Origin of the sequence: Arthrobacter sp. BB-1, from assembly GCF_006151685.1 — a bacterium.
Classification (GTDB): Bacteria; Actinomycetota; Actinomycetes; order Actinomycetales; family Micrococcaceae; genus Arthrobacter.
Window position 1 is genome coordinate 337,211 of record NZ_VDEV01000022.1, and the last position, 14,530, is coordinate 351,740.

The 14,530-nt window shown below is 65.7% G+C and carries 9 protein-coding genes and 2 tRNA genes; 4 read left to right on the plus strand and 7 right to left on the minus strand.

Features of this window, described 5'->3' with window-relative positions; all coding sequences use genetic code 11:
- Positions 1-59: 59 nt before the first annotated feature.
- Positions 60-1,640: a S1C family serine protease gene (locus FHJ30_RS13350; protein ID WP_139029741.1), complete on the minus strand. Its 1,581-nt coding sequence runs from the start codon at positions 1,638-1,640 to the stop codon at positions 60-62.
- A gap of 285 nt (positions 1,641-1,925) precedes the next feature.
- On the opposite strand from FHJ30_RS13350, the gene FHJ30_RS13355 reads away from it, so the two are divergent.
- The 3 genes from FHJ30_RS13355 to FHJ30_RS13365 all read left to right on the plus strand — a co-directional run bounded on the left by FHJ30_RS13355 (position 1,926) and on the right by FHJ30_RS13365 (position 6,398).
- Positions 1,926-3,965, plus strand: a complete 2,040-nt coding sequence (locus FHJ30_RS13355; protein WP_171059030.1) for a TPM domain-containing protein — start codon at positions 1,926-1,928, stop codon at positions 3,963-3,965.
- 106 nt (positions 3,966-4,071) lie between these two features.
- Positions 4,072-4,863 (plus strand): PspA/IM30 family protein, encoded by a 792-nt coding sequence (locus FHJ30_RS13360; protein ID WP_139029743.1) that lies wholly within the window; start codon positions 4,072-4,074, stop codon positions 4,861-4,863.
- Between the two features lie 107 nt (positions 4,864-4,970).
- A complete protein-coding gene (locus FHJ30_RS13365; protein ID WP_139029744.1) occupies positions 4,971-6,398 on the plus strand; it encodes a deoxyribodipyrimidine photo-lyase in 1,428 nt (475 codons plus the stop codon).
- A gap of 30 nt (positions 6,399-6,428) precedes the next feature.
- Here FHJ30_RS13365 and FHJ30_RS13370 read toward each other — a convergent pair whose 3' ends face one another.
- The 5 genes from FHJ30_RS13370 to FHJ30_RS13390 form a co-directional block, all read right to left on the minus strand.
- On the minus strand, positions 6,429-7,361 hold the full coding sequence (locus FHJ30_RS13370; protein ID WP_139029745.1) for a cytochrome b/b6 domain-containing protein: 933 nt from the start codon (positions 7,359-7,361) through the stop codon (positions 6,429-6,431).
- Between the two features lie 140 nt (positions 7,362-7,501).
- Positions 7,502-7,575: transfer RNA gene (locus tag FHJ30_RS13375), tRNA-Met, on the minus strand.
- Between the two features lie 102 nt (positions 7,576-7,677).
- A tRNA-Met gene (locus tag FHJ30_RS13380) sits at positions 7,678-7,751 on the minus strand.
- Positions 7,752-7,911: 160 nt separating this feature from the next.
- Positions 7,912-10,902, minus strand: coding sequence for a UPF0182 family protein (locus FHJ30_RS13385; RefSeq protein ID WP_171059042.1), 2,991 nt, complete (start codon positions 10,900-10,902; stop codon positions 7,912-7,914).
- 167 nt (positions 10,903-11,069) lie between these two features.
- On the minus strand, positions 11,070-12,098 hold the full coding sequence (locus tag FHJ30_RS13390) for a PDZ domain-containing protein (protein ID WP_139029797.1): 1,029 nt from the start codon (positions 12,096-12,098) through the stop codon (positions 11,070-11,072).
- 306 nt (positions 12,099-12,404) lie between these two features.
- Here FHJ30_RS13390 and FHJ30_RS13395 point away from each other — a divergent pair, with 306 nt between their 5' ends.
- Positions 12,405-13,892, plus strand: coding sequence for a zinc-dependent metalloprotease (locus FHJ30_RS13395; RefSeq protein WP_139029747.1), 1,488 nt, complete (start codon positions 12,405-12,407; stop codon positions 13,890-13,892).
- A 33-nt stretch (positions 13,893-13,925) separates the two neighbouring features.
- Here FHJ30_RS13395 and FHJ30_RS21920 read toward each other — a convergent pair whose 3' ends face one another.
- On the minus strand, positions 13,926-14,528 hold the full coding sequence (locus FHJ30_RS21920) for a M48 family metallopeptidase (RefSeq protein WP_139029798.1): 603 nt from the start codon (positions 14,526-14,528) through the stop codon (positions 13,926-13,928).
- Positions 14,529-14,530 lie beyond the last annotated feature (2 nt).

The window sequence follows — 14,530 nt, forward strand, 5'->3', positions numbered from 1 at the left end:
CCCAAGGTGGGGACGCCGCCGTCGGGCGTTGCTGATGGCGGCTTGCCGGGCTGGCGCTGCTAGCCGGCCGCGGTGCCGAGCGTGACGTCGAAGGTCTGCTCCGCGCCGTTGCGCAGGACGGTGATCTTCACATTGGCGCCGGCACGCTGTTCGCGGACAGCCGCGGTCAGCTGGTTCGGTTCACCGATGGCAAGGTCATTGAACTTCGTGATGACGTCGCCCACCTTGATCCCGGCCTTGCCCGCAGCCGAATTCGCTTCCACCGTGGCAACGTCCGCGCCTACCGAGAACTCGGACGAGGTGCTGGATGCGGCCTTCTTCCGGACGCTGACGCCCAGCTGGCCGTGGGATGCCTTGCCGGTGTCGATGATTTCCTGGGCTACGCGCTTGGCGTGGTTGATGGGGATGCTGAAGCCCACCCCGATGTTGCCGCTGGTGGATGATGCGCTTGACCCCGCCGAGGCGATCGCCACATTCACGCCGATGATCTCGCCGCTGCTGTTTACCAAGGCGCCGCCGGAGTTGCCGGGGTTGATGGCGGCGTCTGTCTGGATGACGTTGATGGCAATCTCGCCCTTGTTGGCCGGCTGCTGGCTTTCACCGCCGCCCGGAGGTGCGAACTGGAAGCCATCACCGCTGTCCTCGCTTTTGTCGCCTTCCGGTGCGGCGGCGGAGGCCACGCTGATGGTCCTGTTGAGGGTCGAGACGATACCGTCCGTCACGGTGCCGGTCAGGCCCAGGGGCGAACCGATGGCAATGGCGGTGTCCCCGACGTTCAGCTTGCCGGAGTCGCCCAGGGTTGCGGGGGTGAGGCCTGAGGCGTTGTCCACCTTGATGACGGCGAGGTCGGACAGTGGATCCGTGCCCACGAGTTTGGCGCCGAGGACACGCCCGTCACTGGTCCGCACTTCGAGGGCTGCGTTGGCCGTTTGGCCGTCCAGGGTGACCACGTGGGTGTTGGTGAGGATATGCCCCTGGTCGTTGAGGATGATGCCGGAGCCGGTGCCGCCGGCGCTGCCGGTGGAGGCGCTGATGGTCACCACGCTGGGTGATGCCTTCACGGCAGCTGCGGTGATGGCATTGACGCTGTCCTGGTTATTGACGATGACCGTCCCGGGCTGGCTGTTGCTGCCCACCGTGGTGCCGGCACCGGCGTTACCCAGTCCCGCGGAACCAACCGTGGCCACTCCGCCTCCCACAAGTCCGGCAGCGAGGATGCTGGCCACCAGCGTGCCGACGCCGAACGAGGCTTTCCGCCGCGGCGCGTCCTTGGGGTTGGGGGCAAGGCCCACCGCGCCTCCATACTGGCCGCCCTGGCCGTAGTAACCGTAGCCGGGCTGCGGTGGTGCCTGCTGGTGACCAGGCGCTGGTTCCTGGGAGGCACCCTGTCCATAGAACGGCTGCCGCTCGGGATAGACCGGACGCGGTGCTCCGGGGATCTCCTGCGTGGGGTTGTCCCCTTGCCGGTCCAGCCGCTCCGTGGGGTACTCCCGTGGACCGCGCTCACCGGTTCCCGCCCCGCCGGACTGCTGCGGTCCCGCAGCATTGTCCTCCGGCTGGCCGGGGTGCTGGCGCTCCCAGGGATCCCGTTCCGCGCCGCCATTCCTCGGGGCCTGCCCGGGCGTCTGGTTCTCAGTCATGGGACTTCCTTTCATCCTCGTCTGCATTAACTATGGACTCCCCGGCTGGAACAAGTTCGGATGTTTGCTGAGAGCTTGCTGAAAGACTTTTTCGGCCCCCGTGGCGGTGCGGCCGTCGTTTCGCTGGTGGCATAGTCGGGCCAATGGACTGGCTCTGGGGTGCACCATAGAATCAAGATGAATTGCCACAGCGACCTGCGGCTTCACACCAAGCGTGGGGGCGCTGTGCATTCTGAGACGACCGGTTCGTCCCGAACTGGTGTCAGGCGTGCTGAAGGGTTGCACATGCGGTCAAAGTTCAAACGTATCCTCGCCGTGATCGGCCTAACCGCTTTCCTGGCGATGCCCGCCGGCGCGGCCTGGGCCGAAGATCCGGTCACCTTGGATCCCGCAACGAAGATTGTGGATCCCTCGGGAGTCCTGGGTTCAAAAAAGGGTGAGGTCCAGGACGCCATCAAGAAGCTTGGTGCGGACCACGCCACCGTGCTGCACGTCGTTATCGTCAAGAAGTTTGAGAACCCCACAAATCGGGAAGCCTGGTCCGATGCTGTTGCCGAAAAGGCCAACCTTGGATCCAACGCGCTGATCTTTGCGGTTGCCACCGACACCAGGCAGTACGTCCTGAACAAGGGCGGCAGCAAGATCACCACGGCCCAGATCGAGAACATTAAGAGCAAGGCCATCGGTCCGCAGCTCGCGAACGACAATTATGCGCAGGCGGCGATCAACGCCGCAGCGGCAATTGGCGATGCGGCTGGCGGCGGCAGCGGTAACGTCCCGGGTGACGGGGCGGGGGCGGCTGTCCTGGTGGGAACCGGAATCGTTGCTGCGGGCGGTGCGGGCGCCTACCTCTACTTCCGCAACAAGCGCAAGAAGGCCGCAGGCCAGGCAGTTGGCGCAGGGCACGGCGCGCAGGGAGCCCCGGTGGATCCCCTGGCTTCGCTGAGCATCGAGGAACTGCGCCGCAAGAGCGGCTCCCTGCTGATCGAGGCGGACGATGCCATCAAGTCCAGCGAACAGGAGCTTGGCTTCGCCCAGGCGCAGTACGGAGATTCCGCCGTCGGCAACTTCACGAAGGCGCTGGAGGAAGCCAAAGGCCACATGACGGAATCCTTCAAACTGCAGCAACAGCTGGACGATCACATCCCCGACACCGAGGAGCAGCAGCGCACGTGGCTGGGCGAGATCATCCGCCGTTCCGAGGCCGCGCTCACCTCGCTGCAGGAGCAGAAGGCGGACTTCGACTCCCTGCGCGAACTCGAGAAGAACGCTCCGCAGGCACTTGCCACCGTCAACGATGGTGCCCGCCAGGCCGACGCGAAGATCGCCAGCGCCGAAGCCTCCCTGGCGACCCTCCGCACCAAGTATGCGGAAAGCGCCCTGGCCCAGGTTTCGGACAACATCCTGCAGGCCAAGGAACGCCTGGCATTCGTGCAGAACGCCACCGCCACTGCCCAGCAGAAGCTCAGCGAAGGCGAAGGCAGCCTGGCGGCGGTTGCCGTCCGTGCCGCCGAGGAAAGCCTGCACCAGACCAACGTCCTCCTGGATGCCATCGCCAAGGTCTCGTCCAACCTGGATGAGGCCAGGAGCAGCCTTGAGGGTGCTGTTGTGGACACCTCGCAGGACCTCGCGCAGGCAAGGGCAATGATCCAGTCCGGCGCACACCCGGAGCTGGCAGGCCCGGTGGCCGGGGTTGAAAGCGCCCTGGCCCAGGTCAAGTCGGAGATCCAGGGCGGCAAGATTGACCCGATTGCCACCTTGCAGCGGGTGGAAACTGCCCACCAGTCGCTTGACCGGGCCCTCAGTGGCATCAGGGACCAGCAGGAGCAGGCGCGCCGGGCCCAGGCCTCCCTCCAGCAAACGATCATGTCTGCCCAGGCGCAGATCAGCGCCACCTCGGACTACATCACCGCCCGCCGCGGCGGTGTGGGGACCGAGGCACGCACGCGGCTGGCTGAGTCGCAGCGGAACCTCGATTACGCGCTGTCCATCTCGCGCACCGATCCGGTCACGGCACTCACCTACGCCCAGCAGGCCCACGCACTCGCCGCCCAGTCAGCCCAGCTCGCGCAAGCGGATGTGGACCACTTTGGCGGCTACGCCAACCAGGGCTACGGCCGCGGCGGCATGTTCGGCGGTGGCGGCGGCGGAGGCCTGGGCGGCGCCATCCTGGGCGGCATCCTGATCAACTCCATCCTTAACGGCGGCGGCGGCGCAGGCTGGGGCGGCGGCCACAGCGATGGCGGAGGCTGGGGCGGCGGGGACTTCGGCGGCGGCGACATGGGCGGCTGGGGCGGGGACTCCGGCGGCGGCGGAGACTTCTAGGTCCCCGTTGGCCCACGCACTGCGCCATCCCGCCCACGCGCAAGGCACCACATAATTGTTCACTGGTTTCAGTGGTCACCACAGAGCAGGACGAAAGGGTAACACCATGGTTAAGCAGTCCATTTTCGGCCGCATCGCGCAGCTGGCGAAGGCTAACGTCAACTCGTTGCTGGACAACGCTGAGGATCCGCAGAAGATGCTGGACCAGATGGTCCGGGACTACACCAACAACATCGCAGAGGCGGAGTCCGCTGTTGCGCAGACCATCGGCAACCTCCGGATGCTCGAGGACGACTACAACGAGGACGTCAAGAACGCCCGCGACTGGGGCAACAAGGCACTCGCCGCCTCGCGCAAGGCTGATGAATTCCGCGCCAGCGGCGACGTGGTGGACGCCGAGAAGTTCGACAACCTTGCCAAGGTAGCCCTGCAGCGGCAGATGGCCGCCGAAAATGAGGCAAAGGGCGCGGAGCCGAGCATCGCTTCCCAGCGCGAAGTGGTGGAGAAGCTGAAGACCGGGCTGGACCAGATGAAGGGCAAGCTCAACCAGCTGACCAGCAAGCGCAACGAACTGGTGGCACGGTCCAAGACCGCGGCAGCCCAGTCCCAGGTCCACGACGCCATCAAGAGCATCGACATAATGGACCCCACCAGCGAGGTTGGCCGGTTCGAAGAGAAGATCCGCCGCGAAGAAGCCAAGGTCCGCGGCCAGCAGGAGCTCGCCGCTTCGAGCCTGGACGCCCAGTTCAACCAGCTTGAAGACCTCGGGGAGCAGGTTGAGATCGAGGCGCGCCTGGCTGCCCTGAAATCTGGCAATTCATCAAAGCCGGCCCTCGGCGCTTCGGGGTCCGCGGCCCCAGCATCAACCGTTGAGGAAGCTGACTTCGACAAACTCTGAACAGCGGAGGAGCGATCCGCCACGACTGAACAGAACGGGTAAGGCCAGGGCCATGGACGGCCCTGGCCTTACCCGTTCCTGTCCCTGTCCCTGTGTAGCGTGGTGCTATGGAATCCTCCGGTGTGACCTCGATCGTCTGGCTTCGCGACGACCTTCGGCTGGATGACAACCCTGCCCTGGCGGAAGCAGCGGCGCTGGGCCTGCCCCTGACGGTGCTTTTCATCCTCGACGAGGAGTCCGAAGGAATCCGGCCCCTGGGCGGGGCAACCAGGTGGTGGCTGCACCATTCCCTCACCTCCCTGGGCGCGGCGCTCGAAGCCAAAGGCTCCCGGCTGCTCCTCCGCCGCGGTCCCGCCCAGGACGTCATCCGGCAACTCGCGGCCGAAACCAACGCCGGCCATCTGTTCTGGAACCGCCGCTACAGCCTTCCGGAGCGCACAGTCGACGCCGCCGTCAAGGCGTGGGCCGGAGGGAACGGGATCGAAGCCGCGAGCTACCAGGCGAACCTCCTGTTTGAGCCATGGACGGTCCGCACCGGCGCTGGCGGCCCCTACAAGGTGTTCACTCCGTTCTGGCGGGCCTGCCTGGCGGACGGTGAGGTGCGCGACCCCCTCGATGCGCCAAGGAATCTGCCGGCCCCGCCTGACGGAACAGGCGCTGCCGGGGACGACCTCGGGAGCTGGCACCTCCTGCCCACCTCCCCCGACTGGAGCGGCGGGCTGGCCGATACCTGGGATCCTGGCGAAGACGGCGCCCAGCGCCGGCTTGAGGATTTCCTGGGCGGTCCCGCAGCGGACTATGGCACCGGCCGCAACGTGCCCGGCGTGGAAGGAACCAGCCGCCTGTCTCCGCACCTGCGCTTCGGTGAAGTCAGTCCTTTCAGGGTCTGGCGGGAAATCCGCGGCCGCTTTCCACGGGAGGTGCCGGCCGACGTCGGGATTTTCCGTTCCGAGCTCGGCTGGCGCGAATTCTGCTGGCACCTGCTGTACACCAACCCGGAACTTGCCACCCGCAACTACCGGCCGGAGTTTGACCGGTTTGAGTGGCAGTCCCTGGGCAGCGACGAACTGGAAGCCTGGCAGCAGGGACGTACCGGATACCCGTTTGTTGATGCCGGCATGCGGCAGCTCTGGCAGACAGGCTGGATGCACAACCGGGTGCGGATGGCGGCAGCGTCCTTCCTGGTCAAGAACCTCCTGGCAGACTGGCGGACCGGGGAGGCCTGGTTCTGGGACACTTTGGTGGACGCAGACGCCGCAAGCAATCCCGCCAACTGGCAGTGGGTGGCAGGGTCGGGAGCGGATGCGTCCCCGTACTACCGGATCTTCAATCCGGTGACCCAGAGCAAGAAGTTCGACGCCGCCGGGAGCTACCTGCGGCGCTACATCCCTGAGCTGGCGGAATTGGACGGGACAGGCGTCCATGAGCCGTGGAAGGCCGGTGGCGAGCTGCGGGGATACCCCGCTCCCCTGGTGGACCTGCCGGAGTCCCGTGAACGGGCCCTGGAGGCCTACCAGCGGCTCAAGGACAGCTGAGAAACCCCCAGCAGCGCCGGCAGGCCTTGGTCAGCGGCTGACCTTGCCCATCAGGGAGGCTACCGGTCTCAGGAAGAGCGGCCGGGCCAGGAACCAGGCCGCCACCATGACCACGACCGAGGCCAGGAAGACCCAGAAACCGAACCACCCGTCATTGTCCTGCACGCCATACATGTGGTTGAGGTTGCGAAGTGCTCCGGTGGCGAGCACCAGGAACACGTGCACCACGATGAACGCCACAAAGTAGATCATCACAGGGAAGTGGACGGCCCGTGCCCACTCGATGGGAAAGGCCCTGTTGAGGCTTGCCGCCTTCTTGGGCCAGGCACCGGACATACGGAGGCCGGTGATGAAGGCCAGCGGAGCGGCGACGAAGACCGTCACGAAGTACGTCAGCAGCTGAAGGGCGTTGTAGTTGATCCAGCCGTTCTCGGTGGGCCAGTCCAGGGAGGCATACTGCAGGGCGGCCGACAGTGCGTTGGGGAAAACATCCCAGCCCGTGGGAACAATCCGCATCCACTGCCCGGTGGCAAAGAGCAGGACAGCGAACACCAGGCCATTGACGACCCACAGGGCATCCAGCGTCAAGTGGAACCACAGCTCAAGGGTGATTTTGGTGGGCGGGTTCTTGGTCTTGATCAGCCCTTTGTTGTTCCGGGTCCAGTGCCCGCTGGGGCGGGTGGTGGTGCGCACCTGCCAGCCGGTACGGATGATCAGCAGGAGGAAGAACGCGTTGAGGAAGTGCTGCCAGGCAAGCCAGGCAGGAAAGCCCACGGGGGCAGCGTCCGGAAGCTCGGAATGGCCGGGATAGTCGGCCACGAAGGAGGCAATGGCAGGCAGGCCCATCAGCCATTTGGCAATCAACACCACGAGGACCAGTCCGCCCAGGACGGCAGGGACCCCCCAGTAGAGTCGCGACCGCTTACCCGCCGCGGTACCGGGTTTCTTCGTGGGTGTGGACATCGAACAACATTCCTCTCGAGAATGACTGGCCAAGTACTCACGACGTGTGAGGCTCTGCGAAAGAGAATACTAGGAACTACTCGTATCCAAGGAAAAAGAAGACCCCGGCCGGCTGATGCCGGTCGGGGTCTTCTTCATAGTTGCGGGGACAGGATTTGAACCTGTGACCTCTGGGTTATGAGCCCAGCGAGCTACCGAACTGCTCCACCCCGCGTCGCTGAAACAACACTACCCTATTTTGCCGGCCGCTTTTTCCACTCGCCGATTAAACAAAAAAGCCCGGACACTGTTTCCAGTGCCCGGGCTTCCCCATCAGTTGCGGGGACAGGATTTGAACCTGTGACCTCTGGGTTATGAGCCCAGCGAGCTACCGAACTGCTCCACCCCGCGTCGCAAGAACTACTTTACCGGCACGTGAACACCAGGCCAAATCGGGGCGGCGTGATGTCCGTCTCCCTAACGGAAGCGGCACCTGCTCCCCGAAAGGAGCAGGTGCCGCATCCCGCCGTCGTATGCCCTCAGCTACCGGGCGGTACCCCGTGCTGGCGCATCAGTTGCTCGGCGAGGGCGAGGGAGAAGGCGTGGCCTCAGGCGTAGCCGTGGACGCCGGCGCCGGAGATGCCTCCGGAGCCGCGACCGGAATCTTGGCCTCCGCCTCCACGGCCCTCTTGAGGGCAGCGGCGATCCGGTTCTGCGCCTCGCCGTACGCGGCGAAGTCACCGGCAGCCAGTGCCGCCTGCCCGGCCTGCATGGCCGCGTTGGCTTCGTCCAGCGCTGCCTTCAACTCCGCCTTGGCGTCGGCACCCGCCGGCGTGGCAGGGGTGGCAGGACCGGCCGGCGTCTGGCCGTTGTTGTCCGAGTCGCCGGCAGCAGCTCCGGAGTCCCCGCCGAACAGCTGCTTCAGCGCCTCGTCGAGGGTGGGTGCGAAGCCCACCTTGTCCCCGAAAGCCACCAGGACGCGCTGCAGCGTGGGGTAGGACGTCTCGCCGGTGGACTTGAGGTAGACGGGCTGCACGTACAGGATGCCGCCGCCCACCGGAAGGGTGAGGAGGTTGCCGTTGAGTACCTCCGAGGCGCCCTGGCGCAGCAGGTTCAGGGCCTGCGACACCGTGGGGTCCGAGTTGAACTTGTTCTGCGCCTGGCCCGGGCCGGGGACCTGGATCTCCGGCGGGATCTGGAGCAGCCGCAGCTTGCCGTAGCTCTCGGCCTTAATCCCTGCCTGGTTGCCGGCATCGGAGTCGGCGGCCAGGAAGCCGTAGAGCACGTTGCGGGCGTTTCCGTTGACGATCTGCGGGATGAACGACGAGGTCAGCTGGAAGGCGGGCTTGTCCTGGTCCGGCATCTGCAGCGACATGTAGAACGGCGGCTGCTTGACGCCGCTGGTGGAGTCAACCGTGGGATCCGCCGGAACGCTCCAGACATCCTTGGTCTGGTAGAACGTGGACGGGTTGGTCACGTGGTACTCCCCCAGGAGCTGGCGCTGGACCTTGAACAGGTCCTCCGGGTACCGGACGTGGCTCATGACGTCGCCGGACATTTCCGAGTACGGCTTCAGCGTCGAGGGGAACACCTTCTGCCAGGACTTCAGGAGCGGGTCCTGGTCATCCCAGGCGTAGAGCGTGACGGAACCGTCATACGCATCCACCGTTGCCTTCACGGAGTTCCGGATGTAGTTGACGGTGCTGTTGGGCAGGGCAACTGCCCGGCCGGACGTAGTCTGGGTGTCAGCGGTGGCGTCCGAGAGCTGCTCCTGCTGGGAGTACGGGTAGTACTGGCTGGTGGTGTAGCCGTCCACGATCCACTTGACCCGGCCATCCACCACTGCGGGGTACGCGTTGCCGTCAACGGTCAGGTAGGGGGCTACCTTTTCCACGCGCTCACGGGGGTTTCGGTCGTACAGGATCTGCGACTCCTGGTTCACGCCGTCCGAGAGCAGCAGGTCCGAGGACTGGAACTTGATGGAATACAGCACGCGGTTGAAGAACGTCCCCACGTTGGGTCCGCCGTTGCCTTCGAAGGTGTACTGGGTCTCGCCCTCGCCTTCCCGGCCGGAGGGCCTGTCCTGCTCGCGCGCCCGGGCACCGTCAGGCGCACCCACGATCGAGTAGTCCGGCGAGGACTCGCCGAAGTAGATCCGGGGTTCATATGTGGAGTCGTCGCCCAGGACACCCGTTGACGGGATGCCCGACTGCAGGAACTCCGGCTTGCCGTCCACCGTGAACTTGTTGCCCTTGGCTGCCACCACGCCGTATCCGTGCGTGTACACAACATGCTGGTTCAGCCAGCCCTGCTGGTTGGTGGCCACGTTGGCAGGGTTCAGTTCACGGACCGCGATCACGGTGTCCTGGATCTTGCCGTCCACCTCGTACCGGTCAACGTTGAGGGCTTCCGGGAACTGGTAGTACGGGCGGTACTGTTCCAGCTGCGAGAACGCATCCGAGATCAGGTTCGGGTCCAGCAGCCTGATGTTTGCGGTGGTCTGGGCATCGGGTGCGAGGGCTCCGGTGCTGGCCGTGTTGGTGGCGTCGTACCGGTCCACCTGGATCTTGTCCAGGCCATAGGCAGCCCGCGTGTTGTCGATGTTGCGCTGGATGTATTCCTTTTCCAGCGTCTCTTCGGAGGGGCGGACCTGGAACTGCTGGATCACCCAGGGGTAGACGCCCCCGGCCAGGATGGACGTGATGACGAGCATCGCGGTTCCAATGACGGGCAGGCGCCACTTGCCGATCACCGCTGCGACGACGAACAGGATGGCAACGAGGACCGCTGCCACGGCCAGGATGGCCTTGGTGGGGATGACGGCGTTGACGTCCGTGTACAGGGCACCGGCCCAGCGCCCGCTGTTGCTCTGCACTGTTGTAAAGCGGTCAAGCCAGAAGTTGATGCCCAGGAGCACCAGGAAGGAGGCGCCGGTGACGGCGATGTGGATCTGCGCCGCCCGGCTGGTGAAGACGCCGCGTTCCATCAGCCGGATGCTGCCGTAGAGGTAGTGGGTGAGGATGCCTGCGATGCCGGCAATGACCACCACGCTGATCAGGAACCCTGTCACGAAGCCGAGGAACGGAAGGGTCATCAGGTAGAAGCTGATGTCCATGTTGAACTCGGGATCCGCTTGCCCGAAGGGCTCCTGGTTGAAGAACAGGAGGACCTTCTGCCACTGGCTGGCGACCGCACTGCCGGCGAAGAGGCCGAACAGGACGGGCAGGCCCACCATGACTACCCGGCGGACCGGTTCCAGCTGCGCCTGGTACCGGTTGAGGTTGTCCCGGATCTCAGAGTCGGGCGCGTATACCGGCCTGGCATGGTAGGCGATGCGGATGGCGAAGAAGACCGCCGCGAACATCACGGCGAAACCGGCTGCAAAGATGCCGATCCGGGCCAGGTTCTCGGTGACGAAGACTTCGATGAAGCCGAGCTGGCGGTACCAGAGGACGTCGGTCCAGACGTTGGCGAAGAAGATGAAGCCCACTACCACCAGGGCAACAACGATCAGGGTGGGCGTCAACGCCCCGCGTCGTGAAGGGGGCCTGCCTGTGGACATGGTGCTGGCGGGACGGGACAAACTGGGTACCTCATAGCTGGTCGTCAGATTATTCGATGCGTGCGTGCGAGCGACGTCCGGCACCGGTCAAACAGCTGGTTTCGTCCGTCACAATTGCCACGAGTGGCGGTAAGGCTTAGTTCCTGTCGAGTCTAGTTGCGCCCAGTCTAGTTGCTTGTGCACGCCGGAAGGCCGGATGTGTCCTGGCCGCTGCCGGCGCGTTCGACGGCGTCACGCGCCTCGGCCAGGTTCTCCACCCGGACCACCTGCAGACCTTCGGGGACCTGCCCCACCACTTCCTGGCAGTTTGCGGCCGGCGCGAGGAACATCGTGGCTCCCCCGGCCCTTGCGCCCTGCATTTTCTGCTCGATCCCGCCGATGGGTCCCACGAGGCCGTCCGGGGAGATGGTCCCGGTCCCCGCAATATGCTTGCCGCCTGTCAAGTCACCTGGCGTGACGGTATCGATAATGCCGAGCGAGAACATCAGCCCGGCACTCGGACCGCCTACCTTCTCAAGCGAGATGTCGACCGTGAAGGGGAACGTGAACAGGTATTTGAGCATCACTCCCAGGATGAAGCGGCCCTGGCCGTTGTCCTTGGGGGTGATGGCCACCGGGACCGGCTGCCCGCCGCGCTGCACCACCACGGTGGCCGGCGCTCCTTTTCCTGCCGCCAGCTCCTCCTGGACAACGGCCAGTGAGGTGATGTCCTTGCCGTTGATGGTTTTGAGGATGTCCCCGGGCTCGATCTTCCCGGCGGACGCGGAACCTTCCGAGAGGGCCGCCGCCTGGAGCTGCTGCCCGAAAGGAATCTCCAGCTCCTTGAGGGCTGACGCCACGGCGTTTTCCTGGGACGTGGTCATGGCCACGGAACTCTGTTCCTCGGCCTCTTCCTTGGTGGTGCCCGCCGGGTAGATCAGTTCCACCGGGTGCACGGCCTTGGATGGGGTAAGCCAGGCGGAGAAAGCATCCAGGATGCTGACGGGCCCGTTGGGTCCGCCGTCGACGTAGACGGTGGTGAGGTCCAGGTTGCCTTTCGCCGGGTACGTATCCCGGCCCGTGATGCTGATGACCGGTTTCCCTTGGTTTTCGCCCAGCGTGTTGTACGTGGGGCCGGGCGACTCCACCACGTAAGGCACCGGAAGGGTGCCGACGGCGATACCCAGCCCCAGCGCCGACATCCCTGCCAGCAGCATGGCGGATACTTTCCGGTCCCGGGGCGCGGGGGCAGGCAGGGCCCCGCGGGCTGCCGGACCGCCGTCGTCCTTGTTTTCTTCTGTTGGCGCTTCTTCTGTCTGCGCAGGAAACCCGCGGGTGAAGAGCTCAGGAGCGTGGTCCTCTGAGGGATGGCCGCCACGGGTTGTAGTCACCCAACCAAGACTACGCGGTGACCGTACCCGCCAGCTCTTTGCCTAGAGCGAACGGCCCCGCCGTCCGGCAGACAGCCGACCACGGCCGGGGTACCGTGAAGGTTGACAGTCACACCGACGATCGGCGGGATCATGGCCTCCAATCCACTCAATTCGTCCAACGGGGATGACACCCCCAAGGACCCGTTGACCGAAATGCTGCAGAACCTCATGGGCGGCAAGGGGATGGAAAATTTCGACCCGGCGGAGCTGGCCAAGGCTGCCGGGCTGCCCAACGACCCCAACCTGCTGGCGCAGATGTTCTCCCAGGTGCAGGCAATGATGAGCGCCCCCTCCGAAGGTCCCGTCAACTGGCAACTGGCCCACGACAACGCACGCCGGGTTGCGGCAAGCAGCAGCGACCCCTCGGTGACATCCCAGCAGTCGCGCGAGGTCGACGAGGCCCTGCGCCTGGCGGAACTCTGGCTGGACCCCGTCACTGACCTCCCGTCTACCGGACTGATCGGCAAGGCATGGTCCCGGGCAGAATGGGTGGAAGCCACCCTGGGCACGTGGAAGCGGCTCACCGAGCCCGTTGCCAACAGCATTGCCAACGCCCTGTCCTCCGCCATGACGGAGCAGATGCCCGAAGAGATGAAGTCCATGATGGGCGGGGCATCCTCCATGCTCCAGAACATGGGCGGCGCAATCTTCGGCATGCAACTGGGGCAGGCCATCGGCGCCCTGTCCGCTGACGTTGTCAGTTCCACCGACATCGGTGTCCCCCTGGCCGACCTTGAAATGGCACTGCTGCCGGCCAACGTTGCCAAATTCGGAGAAGGTCTGTCCCTGCCCGAGAACGACATCCGGCTCTTCCTCGCCGTACGGGAAGCGGCGCACGCACGACTCTTTGTCCAGGTGCCCTGGCTGCGCGGCCATCTGCTGGGCGCAATCGAGGCCTATGCCCGCGGCATCCACATTGACACCTCACGCATTGAGGAACTTGCGCGGGACCTTGATCCCAGCAACCCCGAGGGCATCCAGGACGCCCTTTCGCAAGGTGTGTTCATGCCCCAGCGGACTCCCGCGCAGGAACAGGCCCTGGAGAAGCTTGAGACAGCGCTCGCCCTGGTGGAAGGCTGGGTGGACGAGCTCACCGCGGCCGCCACGGAGAAGCTGCTGCCGTCCGCGGGCGCCCTCCGCGAAACCGTGCGCCGCCGCCGGGCAACCGGCGGCCCGGCCGAGCACGCCTTCGCGTCCCTGGTGGGCCTCGAGCTGAGGCCCCGCAGGTTGCGTGATGCCGCCACGCTGTGGGCCATCCTGAAGGAAGAGCGCGGCATCGAAGGCCGCGACGCCATCTGGCACCACCCGGACCTGCTGCCCACCGCCGAGGACCTGGATGACCCCAAGGGCTTCAGCGGGCGCCGCAAGCTGGCCGAAGCCAGCGACAGCGAAGTGGACGACGCCCTGCAGAAACTCCTCAGCGGCGGCTTCGACGCTGCCCCGGAGGGCGGGAGTGGGTCTGGGGGCCAGGACTCCCCGGAGGGAAAGGGCGGCGGCGAAGGCCTGGGCGGCTCTGCAAAGGACGACGGCGACGGCGGACGGCCGGAGGAAGGGCAGGACGGCCAGCCGAAGGGCTAGGCCGTCCGGGCCGGCATTGCTGCGCCGGCGGATTCAGTCCGCATCGGGATCGGCCATGCCGCGCCCGGTGGCGAACGAGACACCTTCGAGGAACGCTTTGGCCCGCTGGGTCTCGGGGTAGGCCTCCAGCAGCTTCCAGAACGCAGCGTTATGCGCGGCCACCAGCAAGTGGGCGAGCTCGTGGAGCAGCACATAGTCGATGACCCACTGCGGCATTGGCCGCAACTTGTCCGAAAGCCTGATGGTGCCCTCCGCGGGGGTGGCTGAACCCCACCGGGAATTCTGGTTGCTGACCCAGCGCACCGACGCCGGCACTGCCCGTCCCCCGAGATACTGTGCCGACAGGTGGGCGGCATGGGCTGCGAGGGCAGCGTCGGTGGCCGGGCGCTTCCGGCCTGACGCTGCCCGCCGCTCCCCTTGGCGCTGCAGCTTGGCCACCATCCGGTGGACCCATTCGGCCTCCTGCGCCGCGGTAAACCGCGCCGGGATGGCCACAACTGCACTTCCGTTCTCCCAGAAGGCCGCCACAGTGCGCGTGCGCCGCGCGGATCGGCGCACCACAACGGGCGCACCGTCGGCAGTGGTCAGGGGGGCAGTGGTCCCGTTGGCGGCGGTCCGGGCAGCGGCAGCCGCTATCG